9 protein-coding genes are annotated in these 10,775 nt (G+C 73.0%); 2 read left to right on the top strand and 7 right to left on the bottom strand.

What is annotated here, in order from left to right; all coding sequences use genetic code 11:
* The 4 genes from MB828_RS11935 to MB828_RS11920 form a co-directional block, all read right to left on the bottom strand.
* On the bottom strand, window positions 1-707 hold a 707-nt coding region (locus tag MB828_RS11935), incomplete at its 3' end, for a biotin/lipoyl-containing protein (protein ID WP_343236161.1).
* Window positions 708-775: 68 nt separating this feature from the next.
* Window positions 776-2,164, bottom strand: coding sequence for a dihydrolipoyl dehydrogenase (gene lpdA / locus MB828_RS11930; protein ID WP_301648133.1), 1,389 nt, complete (start codon window positions 2,162-2,164; stop codon window positions 776-778).
* 334 nt (window positions 2,165-2,498) lie between these two features.
* Complete coding sequence (locus MB828_RS11925) at window positions 2,499-4,037, bottom strand: leucyl aminopeptidase (protein WP_301648132.1); 1,539 nt, start codon at window positions 4,035-4,037, stop codon at window positions 2,499-2,501.
* Window positions 4,038-4,250: 213 nt separating this feature from the next.
* Complete coding sequence (locus MB828_RS11920; protein WP_301648131.1) at window positions 4,251-5,036, bottom strand: adenosylcobinamide-GDP ribazoletransferase; 786 nt, start codon at window positions 5,034-5,036, stop codon at window positions 4,251-4,253.
* 171 nt (window positions 5,037-5,207) lie between these two features.
* Here MB828_RS11920 and MB828_RS11915 point away from each other — a divergent pair, with 171 nt between their 5' ends.
* Window positions 5,208-5,975, top strand: a complete 768-nt coding sequence (locus MB828_RS11915; protein WP_133029120.1) for a hypothetical protein — start codon at window positions 5,208-5,210, stop codon at window positions 5,973-5,975.
* Here the strand turns inward: MB828_RS11915 and MB828_RS11910 are convergent.
* From MB828_RS11910 to cobT, 3 genes are all read right to left on the bottom strand, one after another.
* Window positions 5,912-6,637: a hypothetical protein gene (locus MB828_RS11910; RefSeq protein ID WP_301648130.1), complete on the bottom strand. Its 726-nt coding sequence runs from the start codon at window positions 6,635-6,637 to the stop codon at window positions 5,912-5,914. The genes MB828_RS11915 and MB828_RS11910 overlap by 64 nt on opposite strands.
* Before the next feature lie 10 nt (window positions 6,638-6,647).
* The gene (locus tag MB828_RS11905) at window positions 6,648-8,456 is read right to left on the bottom strand and encodes a phosphatidylglycerol lysyltransferase domain-containing protein (protein ID WP_301648129.1); all 1,809 of its coding nucleotides are present in this window, start codon (window positions 8,454-8,456) and stop codon (window positions 6,648-6,650) included.
* A gap of 125 nt (window positions 8,457-8,581) precedes the next feature.
* Window positions 8,582-9,652, bottom strand: a complete 1,071-nt coding sequence (gene cobT, locus MB828_RS11900; protein ID WP_301648128.1) for a nicotinate-nucleotide--dimethylbenzimidazole phosphoribosyltransferase — start codon at window positions 9,650-9,652, stop codon at window positions 8,582-8,584.
* 141 nt (window positions 9,653-9,793) lie between these two features.
* Here cobT and MB828_RS11895 point away from each other — a divergent pair, with 141 nt between their 5' ends.
* Complete coding sequence (locus MB828_RS11895; protein ID WP_301648127.1) at window positions 9,794-10,774, top strand: class I SAM-dependent methyltransferase; 981 nt, start codon at window positions 9,794-9,796, stop codon at window positions 10,772-10,774.
* The last annotated feature ends 1 nt before the right edge of the window (window position 10,775 follow it).

The raw sequence follows: 10,775 nt of genomic DNA, 5'->3' as shown, positions 1-10,775 counted from the left end.
GGGGCCGGAGCCGGGGCAGCGGCGGCGGGCGCCGGAGCCGGGGCGGCCGGGGCCGGAGCGGCCGCGGGAGCGGCACCCGGGGCACCGATGACGGCGAGCTTGGCGCCGACCTCGGCGGTCTCGTCCTCACCGACCACGATCTCCAGCAGGACACCGGCGACCGGCGCCGGGATCTCGGTGTCGACCTTGTCGGTGGAGACCTCGAGCAGCGGCTCGTCCTCGGCGACCTCCTCGCCGACCTGCTTCAGCCAGCGGGTGACGGTGCCCTCGGTGACGGACTCGCCGAGCGCGGGCAGGACCACGTCCGTGCCCTGCGCGCCGGAGGCACCGGTGGCGGCCTCGGCGGTCGGGGCCGGAGCCGGGGCGGCCTGCTCGGTGGAGGGGGCGGCCTGGGCGGGCTCGGCCGGGGCCGGCGCCGGGGCGGCGGCGGGCTCGGCGGCCGGGGCCGGAGCGGCGGCCGGGGCGCCGGTGCCGTCGTCGATGATCGCCAGCTCGGCGCCCACCTCGACGGTCTCGTCCTCGGCGACCTTGATGGAGGCCAGGATGCCCGCGGCGGGGGCCGGGATCTCGGTGTCGACCTTGTCGGTCGACACCTCGAGCAGCGGCTCGTCGGCCTCGACGCGCTCACCCTCGGCCTTCAGCCAGCGGGTGACTGTGCCCTCGGTGACGCTCTCGCCGAGCGCCGGAAGGGTTACGGAAACCGCCATGGTTTCGGTTGCTCCTTACGAATTGCGGAAGTCTGTGTGCAAGCGGAGTCGCTTGGGTCGACCGAGGGTCAGTCGTGCGCGTGCAGGGGCTTGCCGGCCAGCGCCAGGTGGGCCTCGCCCATCGCCTCGTTCTGCGTCGGGTGGGCGTGGATGAGCTGGGCGACCTCGGCGGGCAGCGCCTCCCAGTTGTAGATCAGCTGGGCCTCGCCGACCTGCTCGCCCATGCGGTCGCCGACCATGTGGACGCCGACCACGGCGCCGTCCTTCACCTGGACGAGCTTGATCTCGCCCAAGGTGTTCAGGATCTTGCTCTTGCCGTTGCCCGCGAGGCTGTACTTGAGAGCGACGACCTTGTCCGCGCCGTAGATCTCCTTGGCCTTGGCCTCGGTGATGCCCACGGAGGCGACCTCGGGGTGGCAGTACGTCACCCGCGGCACGCCGTCGTAGTCGATCGGGACGGCCTTCAGACCGGCCAGCCGCTCCGCCACCAGGATGCCCTCGGCGAAGCCGACGTGCGCCAGCTGGAGGGTCGGGACCAGGTCGCCGACGGCGGAGATGGTCGGGACGTTGGTCCGCATGTACTCGTCGACCAGGACGTAGCCGCGGTCCATGGCGACACCCTGCTCCTCGTAGCCGAGACCGGCGGAGACCGGGCCACGGCCGACGGCGACGAGCAGGACCTCGGCCTCGAACTCCTTGCCGTCGGCGAGGGTGACCTTGACGCCGTCGGCGGTGTACTCGGCCTTCGAGAAGAAGGTGCCCAGGTTGAACTTGATGCCGCGCTTGCGGAAGGCGCGCTCAAGAAGCTTGGAGGAGTTCTCGTCCTCGACCGGGACGAGGTGCTTGAGGCCCTCGATGACGGTGACGTCCGCACCGAAGGACTTCCAGGCGGAGGCGAACTCGACGCCGATGACACCGCCGCCCAGGATGATCGCGGACTTGGGCACGCGGTCCAGGACGAGGGCGTGGTCGGAGGAGATGATCCGGTTGCCGTCGATCTCCAGGCCCGGCAGCGACTTCGGCACGGAGCCGGTCGCGAGGAGCACGTGGCGGCCCTGGACGCGCCGGCCGTTCACGTCGACGGAGGTGGGGGAGGACAGCCGGCCCTCGCCCTCGATGTACGTCACCTTGCGGGAGGCGATGAGACCCTGCAGGCCCTTGTACAGGCCGGCGATGACACCGTCCTTGTACTTGTGGACGGCCGGCACGTCGATGCCCTCGAAGGTGGCCTTGACACCGAACTGCTCGCTCTCGCGGGCCTGGTCGGCGATCTCACCCGCGTGCAGCAGGGCCTTGGTGGGGATGCAACCCCGGTGCAGGCACGTACCGCCGACCTTGTCCTTCTCGATCAGGGCGACGTCCAGGCCCAGCTGAGCCCCGCGCAGGGCCGCGGCGTAACCACCGCTACCACCGCCGAGGATCACTAGGTCGAAAACGGTGCTGGCGTCGTTCGCCACGTCACGTCCTCCATGCATGTGCGCCGTACGCCGGTCTCCAGTGACCGCGCGGCGGCTGGTGTCCGGCCGCTCTTCTTCGGCCCTGTGGTGGGGGCCCTGTCCTGCCGAGCCCATCTTCGCACTTGTCGGAGGTGAACGAGACGCCGGGCTGGAGTGTGAGACACCACACGCTCACTTGATAACGCCGCGAGTGGCAGCGCCCCGTCAGGGGCGCGGGGAACTGCGCGACAAGCCACGAATCACCCGCAGCCGCCGCAGGACCGAACCTCCCGAGCTGTTCGGCGACGGGACCTCGCCCTACCCGCGCGCGAGGCCCCGCCCACATCATCCGACGTCAGCCCAGGTCGCCCGCGGCGGTCAGCTCCGCGAGCCGCACCAGCGTCCGCACCGCGGACCCCGTGCCGCCCTTCGGCGTGTACCCGAAGGGACCGCCCTCGTTGAACGCCGGCCCGGCGATGTCGAGGTGCGCCCAGGTGATCCCCTCACCGACGAACTCCCGCAGGAACAGCCCGGCGACCAGCCCGCCGCCCATCCGCTCGCCCATGTTCGCGATGTCGGCGGTGGAGGAGTCCATCCCCTTGCGCAGGTGCTCGGGCAGCGGCATCGGCCAGGCCGGCTCGCCGACCTCCTCCGCGGCCTCGTGCACCGCCGTACGGAACGCCTCGTCGTTGCCCATGATGCCGAACGTCCGGCTGCCCAGCGCCAGCATCATCGCGCCGGTCAGCGTCGCCACGTCCACGATCGCGTCCGGCTTCTCCGCCGACGCCGCCCACAGCGCGTCGGCCAGCACCAGCCGCCCCTCGGCGTCCGTGTTGAGCACCTCGACCGTCTTGCCGCTGTACATGCGCAGCACGTCGCCGGGGCGCACCGCGGACCCGGACGGCATGTTCTCGGCCAGCGCCAGCCACCCGGTCACGTTGACCTCGAGACCGAGGCGCGCCGCCGAGACGACGGCGGCGAGGACCGCGGCCGCGCCGCTCATGTCGCACTTCATCGTCTCGTTGTGGCCGGCCGGCTTGAGGGAGATGCCGCCCGAGTCGTAGGTGATGCCCTTGCCGACGAAGGCGAGGTGCTTGTCCGCCTTGGAGTGCGTGTACGACAGCTTGACCAGCCGCGGTGTCGCCGCCGAGCCGCCGCCGACGCCGAGGATGCCGCCGTAGCCGCCCTTGGTGAGCGCCTTGTCGTCGAGGACCTGGATCTTGAGGCCGTGCTCCTTGGCCGCGTTCTGCGCGATGCCCGCGAAGATGGCCGGCGTGAGGTCGTTCGGCGGGGTGTTGATCAGGTCGCGGGCGCGGTTGAGCTCCTCGGAGACGGCGGTGGCGCGGGCCACGGCCGCCTTGTGGGCCGCGTCCCGCGGCTTGCCGCCGAGCAGCACGGCCTCGGCGAGCGGCGCCTTCCCGTTGCGCGTCTTCGCGTCCTTGCCGTTGTCCTTGTAGGTGTCGAAGGAGTACGCGCCGAGCAGCACGCCCTCGCCGAGCGCGCCGACGGCGGCCGCGTCCTGGACGGGCAGCGCGAAGGCCGCCTTCTTCGCACCGGTGAGCGCACGGCCGGCGACACCGGCCGCCCTGCGCAGCACCTCGGCGTCGTAGTCCGCGTCCTCGGCGGGCACGGCACCCAGCCCCACGGCGATGACGAGGGGGGCCTTGAAGCCGGCCGGGGCGGGCAGCTTGGTCAGTTCGCCCTCGGCACCCGAGGCACCGAGGGTCTCCAGGACGGCGGCGAGCTTGCCGTCGTAGGCCTTGTCCACGGCCTCCGCGCCCGGTGCTACGACCAGGCCCGCGGACTTGGAGCCAGTGCCCTTGGCGACACCGATCACGATCGCGTCGGCCCGGAGGCCGGGCGCCGCTGAGGTGCTGAGAGTGAGAGCAGTCACGGTGGTGAAATCTCGCTTCCGATGTTGAGTTGCAGTGGCCGAGTGGTGTGGGTCGACCGGGCCCGGGAAGCAGCCCCGGGAGCTGACCCGGGGTGCGTTGCGACCGGGGCCTTCACCCTGTCGGCGAACACCCGGGACGAGACTACGCGTGTGTATGCGTTCGCTCATTCCTGCGGGTGTTCACCCGAGGGTGGCGCAGGGGTCACCTCCGGGTCAGCCCCCCAGGGAGAACACCACCAGCGCGGCGGTGGCGGCGACTTCGGCCAGCGCCCCGAACACGTCCCCCGTGACCCCTCCGAACCGCCGCCGGCAGTGCCGCAGCAGCCCGTCGGTGGCGCCCTCCGCCACCACCACCGCGAGCAGTGCCCGCAGACTCTCGCCGGCCCCGAGCAGCGCCCCCGCGCCGGCCGCCGCCACCATCACCGCGAACGTCACCACGGCGGCCGCCACCTTCGGCACCACCCCCGCCACCGCCGCTCCCAGCCCCTCCGGCCGGGCCGCCGGCACCCCCGCCACCGCGGCGAGGGTGAGCGCCAGCCGGGCCACCGTCGCCGACACCACCGCGGCGAGTGCCCCCCGCGCCCAGCCGTCACCGAACGCCTGTGCCAGCGCGGCCACCTGACCGAGCAGCAGGAAGACCAGGGTGATCACGCCGAACGGCCCGATGTCCGACTGCTTCATGATGCGCAGCGCTTCCTCGGCGGGCTTGCCGCTGCCCAGCCCGTCGGCGGTGTCGGCGAGGCCGTCCAGGTGCAGCCCGCGGGTCAGCACGGCGGGCACCGCCACCGCGGCCACCGCGGCCAGCAGCGCACTCGCCCCCGCGACCACCAGCAGCGCGCCGACCGCGGCCGCGCAGACCCCCACGGCGAGGCCCGCCAGCGGGGCGAGCAGCATGCCGCCGCGGGCCGCCTCGCGGTCCCAGCGGGTGACCTTCACAGGGAACACCGTGAGCGTGCCGAAGGCGAAGCGAAGGCCGTCCGGCCAGGGGGTCTTGACCACCGGCGCAGGTTACCCGGAGGTCAGGAACCACCGACCCCCAGCACCCTCCCGACCGACCCCGGCACGAACCGGGTCGCCCCTGGCACGAACTCCGTCGGCCCCCGGCCATGAACCCCGTCGGCCCCTGGCACGGACCCCGGTCGGGACCTCGGCCGGGGATAAAGTGCGCACATGGGACAATGGCTGGAACGGAACATCGTCGAGCCCGGCAAACTCCCGCTGCTGCTCGCCCTGACCGCCTTCGTCCTGACCTTCGTGGTCACCCGGGTCATCACCCGGCTGATCCGGGCCGGGAAAGGCCCGTTCGGCAACGTGAAGGCCGGCGGGCTGCACATCCACCACGTGGTCCCCGGGGTGGTCCTCACCGTCGTCGGCGGTTTCGGCGCGGTCGCCGGCGGCCGGCAGGGCCTCGGCGCGGCCGTCGCCGCGATCGTCTTCGGTATCGGCGCGGGCCTCGTCCTCGACGAGTTCGCGCTGATCCTCCACCTCGACGACGTCTACTGGACCGAGGAGGGCCGCAAGAGCGTCGAGGTCGTCGTCATCACCGCCGCGATGGTCGGGCTGCTGCTCGCCGGGTTCTCCCCGTTCGGGGTCAACGACATCTCGGCCGACGAACTCCAGGACCGGGGCACGGTCATCGCGAACATCGTGGCCAACTTCGCCTTCTCGCTCGTCGCGCTGAGCAAGGGCAAGACCCGGGTCGCGATCTTCGGAGTGATCGTCCCGCTGGTCGCCGTCGTCGGCGCGGTCCGCCTCGCCCGTCCCGGCTCGGCCTGGGCCCGCCGCTTCTACGGCGACCGGCCGCGCGCCCGGGCCCGGGCGGGCCTGCGCGCCTACCACCACGACCGGCGCTGGTCCCGGCTCAGCCGGACCCTTCAGGACTGGATCGGCGGCAAACCCGACCGCCCCGAGCCGGCCCGGCTGCCCGGCCGCCGCTGAGGCCGCGGGTGCCGCAGCCGCCGTGCCATCCGCACCGCCGCCCACAGGGCCGCCACGCCCGCGAGGGCCGCCAAGTGCTCCCGGCCGGCGAGGTTCTCCTTCAGCGCCACCTCGGCCACCATCGCGGCGGCCACCGCGCCGGCGGTGACGTGGGCGCCGTACCGCCAGGCCAGGAAGACCGCGAGGCCGACGACCGCGGCCGACGGCCCGGTGTCCACCACCCGCGCGTCCGAGCCCGGCAGGCCCAGCGGGACGTGCGGGCCCAGCGCGATGCCGACGCGGGCGTACAGAGTGCCGGCGAGGGTCGCCACGTACGCGACGGCCAGGGTCCGCCACCAGCCCAGGCACACCTCGGCGATGCCGAAGACGACCAGGATCTGCGCCAGCGCACCCCACACCGGCAGGTCCAGCGCCGGTACGCACAGGGAGAGCGGAGTGCGCAGCAGGGCCAGCCAGAACGGGTCCGCGGCCCGCACGGCCCCGGCGTGCTGCACGAGGCGGTAACCCCACGGCTGGTTCTGCGTGAACTGCAGCAGCGCGGTCAGGCACACCGCGGCGACCGTCATCGGCACCGCCCGCAGCCGCAGCTTCGCCAGCGGCCCGCGCGCGGTGGCGTACAGCAGCCCCCATTCGACGCGGGCCCAGCGAGCGAGCGGTGTCATGCGGTGGTCCTCATCCGTGCGTGTCCCCGGGCGACTCCAGGTGTCCGCGGTGCAGCCACCCGGGCAGTCCCGGCGCCTCCAGGAACCCTTCCGCGCGCGCCGACGCGAGACCGATGCGCGGCAGGTCCGCGCTCTTCTCGAAGAGCAGGAACCGGGGCTCCCAGATGGGCCGGTACTTGGCGTTCGCCCGGTACAGGGACTCGATCTGCCACCACCGGGAGAAGAAGCTCAGCAGAGACCTCCACAGCCGCAGCACCGGTCCCGCGCCGAGACGCGCACCACGTTCGAAGACCGACCGGAACATCGCGAAGTTGAGCGAGACCTGGGTGATCCCGATCTCCCCGGCGCGCCGGAGCAGTTCGATGACCATGAACTCCATCAGCCCGTTGTCGGAGTCCCGGTCCCGCCGCATCAGATCGAGGGACAGCCCGCCCGGCCCCCACGGCACGAACGACAGCAGCGCCCGCAGCTCGCCCTCGCCGTCCCCGGCGCCGCCGTCCCTGCACTCCACCATCACGCACCGCCCGTCCCGGGGGTCCCCGAGCCGCCCCAGCGCCATGCTGAACCCGCGCTCGGTGGCCCCGTCCCGCCAGTCGTCGGCACGCCGGACGAGGTACGACATCTCGTCCGCCGGAATGTCCTCGTGCCGTCTGACGCGTACCGAGTACCCGGCCCGGCCGATCCGGTTGTGGGCCTGCCGCACGGTGCGCATGGCCCGACCCTCCAGCGTGAAGTCGGCGACCTCCACGATCGCCTCGTCACCGAGTTCCAGGGCGTCGAGACCGTGGCGGGCGTACACGGTCCCGGCCTCCTCGCCCGCGCCCATCACCGCCGGGATCCAGCCGTGCGTCCGCGCCTCGGCCAGCCACGGCACGATCGCCCCGGGCCAGGCCTCCGGATCCCCGATCGGATCCCCCGAGGCGAGGCTCACCCCGCCGACCACCCGGTACGCGACCGCCGCCTTGCGGGTCGGCGACCACACCACGCTCTTCTCCCGGCGCAGCGCGAAGTACCCGAGGGAGTCCCGTTCGCCGTGCCGCTCCAGCAGCACGCGCAGCTGCTTCTCGTCGTCCTCGGTGATCGGGTCGACGGCCCGGCGGGAACGGAAGGCGGCGTAGAAGACGGTGAGGACGAGCAGCGTGCTGAGCACGTTGATGACGACGTTCACCCAGTTGGGCGGTGCGATGTGGGGAAACCGGGAGGGGTCGGAGGCGACCGAGACCAGGCGCAGGGTGCCGTAGTGCCAGCGCTCCACGAACGTCGAACGCGCGGCCTGCGGCGCCTGGTCGGTGACGGTGACGAGGAGTGCGGCGAGCAGTGAGGCGGCGACACCGCCGCCGACCGCGACGGTGGCGGCGAGCCGGGGGTTGGACCGGTCGCCCTTCGCGTAGAACTCCCGCCGGCCGACGAGCAGCGCCGCCACGAAGGCGGCGGTCAGCACGAGCGAGATCCAGTTCTGGGCGTACCGGCGGATCTCCGGGAACGCCATGGCGAACGCGAAGAGCGCGAGGAAGAGCCCGCTCAGCACCAGGTTCAGGATCCACGCGGCCCGCTTGCGGCGGCGCATGGTGATCGCGAGGAACGCGGTGAACACACCGGAGGCGAAGCCGGCGGTCAGCAGGTACGGGGTGAAGAAGTTCTCCTGGTTGTGCCGCCGCACGTCCTGCCCCAGCGACACCCACACCGCGCTGAGGAAGTTGACGAAGGCGACGGCACGCAGGTACCACACGGCAAAGGCGGCGGCCCGCTGGGAAACCCCGGCCCGCCGCCCTTTCTCACGTCCGTCACGCTGCTCGACGGCAATTCGGGCATCTCCCATGGACCAGGATCATATGGCCGCCACCAGGACGAACCGCACCACACGCTCCCACGGGTCTCACCGTCGCCGGTACGACTGACAGCGCGGCCGCGGCACCGGCTCCTTCTCTCCGCCGCGATGGTGCCCTACTCCTCCGGCTTCTCCCCGTCCTCCGGCTTCTCGGGGAGTTCTGCGGCCAGGGCGGCGGCCGACTGGACCAGGGGGAGGGCCAGCAGGGCGCCCGCGCCCTCGCCCACCGTCACGCCCTGCTCCAGCAGCGGTTCCAGGGCCATCCGGTCCAGCGCCTTCGCCTGCCCCGGCTCCCCGCTGCCGTGCCCCGCCAGCCACCAGTCCGGCGCCCGGAACGCGATCCGCTGCGCGACCAGCGCACACGCGGCCGTCACGACCCCGTCCAGCACCACCGGCAGCTTCCGCACCGCCGCCTGCAACAGGAATCCGGTCATCGCCGCCAGGTCCGCCCCGCCGACGGTCGCCAGCAGCTGCAACTGGTCCCCGAGCACCGGCCGCGCCCGCCGCAACGCGTCCCGGATCGCCGCGCACTTGCGCATCCACGCCAGGTCGTCGATGGCGAGCCCGCCCCGCCCGGTGACCACGGACGCGTCCGTCCCGCACAGCGCCGCGACGAGGACGGCCGCCGCCGTCGTGCCGCCGACGCTGACGTCCCCGAGCACCACCAGATCGGTCCCCGAGTCGGCCTCCTCGTCGGCCAGCGCGACCCCCGCGAGGAAGGCCGCCTCGGCCTCCTCCGCCGTCAGCGCGTCCTCGATGTCGATACGGCCGCTGCCCCGCCGTACCCGGTGCCGTACGACCTCCTTCGGCAGCACGTCCGGATCGCAGTCCAGCGCCATGTCGATGATCCGTACGGGCACCCCGAGCCGCCGGGCCAGCACCGACACCGGGCTGGCCCCCTCCAGGATCGCCCGGACCAGCAGCTCCGCGCTGCCCGCGGGCCGCGCGGAGACCCCGAGTTCGGCGACGCCGTGGTCACCGGCGAAGAGCAGGACCCGCGGCCGTTCCACCGGCCGTACCGGTACGGAACCCTGCGCCGCGGCCAGCCACTCACCCAGGTCGTCGAGGCGGCCCAGCGACCCGGGCGGCACGACCAGCCGCTCCCGGCGCGCCTCGGCGTCCCGGCGTACACCGCCGTCGGGGCGCTCGATCAGATCGGTGAAGTCGTCGAGATTAAGCGAGCTCATTCGCCGAACAGTACCGGCACGGAAGCGACGGTTCGGCGCCAGATCGGCAGCACACCCGCACGGCGGCTTTGCAGGCAAGATCGGTATCCCATACGTTCCGTTTTGCAGTGGATTGCGTTCAGGGAGCACAGGGAGCCGCCCATGCCGCCCACGCCCGAACTCGCCCCGGGCCCCGACCGGTTCCACGAACCGCGCCGCGAGGACTGCCCCTGGTGCGGCTCCAGACGCCTGCGCACCCGGCTGCGCGCACCCGACCTCCTCCACCACCGGCCCGGCACGTTCACCGTCGACGAGTGCCGTGACTGCGCCCACGCCTTCCAGAACCCCCGGCTGTCCGCGGCCGGGTTCGCCCTCTACCACCAGGACTACTACGCGGGCCGCCTGGAGGACTACACCGACCGCTTCCTGGCGACCCGCGCGGGCCGCCGCCGGCACCGCGCCGCGGTCCGCGCGCTGCCGGCGCCGCTGGAGCCGGAGAGCTGGCTGGACGTCGGCACGGGCCACGCCCACTTCCCGGACACCGCCCGGGAACTGCTGCCGTACACCTCCTTCGACGGGCTGGACCCGACCGTGCGGGTGCTGACCGCCCAGAGCGAGGGACGCGTTGAGGAGGCCCACTGCGGCCACCTGACCTCGCCCGGACTGCTGGCCCGGCTGCGCGCCCGCTACGACGTCGTCAGCATGTTCCGGCACCTGGAGCACGCGCCCGACCCGCGGGCCGAACTCCGCGCCGCGCTCACCGTGCTGCGTCCCGGCGGACACCTGCTCATCGAGATCCCGAACCCGCGCAGCGCGCCCGCCAGACTCCTCGGCAAGTGGTGGATCCCGTACGGCCAGCCCCGCCATCTGCACCTGCTGCCGCCCGCCAACCTGCGGGCGGAACTGGAGGCGCAGGGGTGCGAGATCCTGCGGACCGACCGGCGGGCACCGCACCTGCCGTGCGACCTCTCCGCGGCGCTCGCGCTGGCCCTCGGCCGGATGCTGCCGAAACGGTGGCTGCCGGCGGCCGCCCCGCTGGTCGCGGTGGCGCGGGCCGCCGACCACGCCGTGGCCCCGCTGCTGCGCCGGACGCCGTTCTCCAACGGATACCGGATCATCGCCCGCAAAGGGCAGGGGAGGTGAG

Source organism: Streptomyces arenae (assembly GCF_022343545.1).
GTDB lineage: Bacteria > Actinomycetota > Actinomycetes > Streptomycetales > Streptomycetaceae > Streptomyces > Streptomyces humi.
This window is presented reverse-complemented; position numbering and strand designations above follow the sequence as displayed.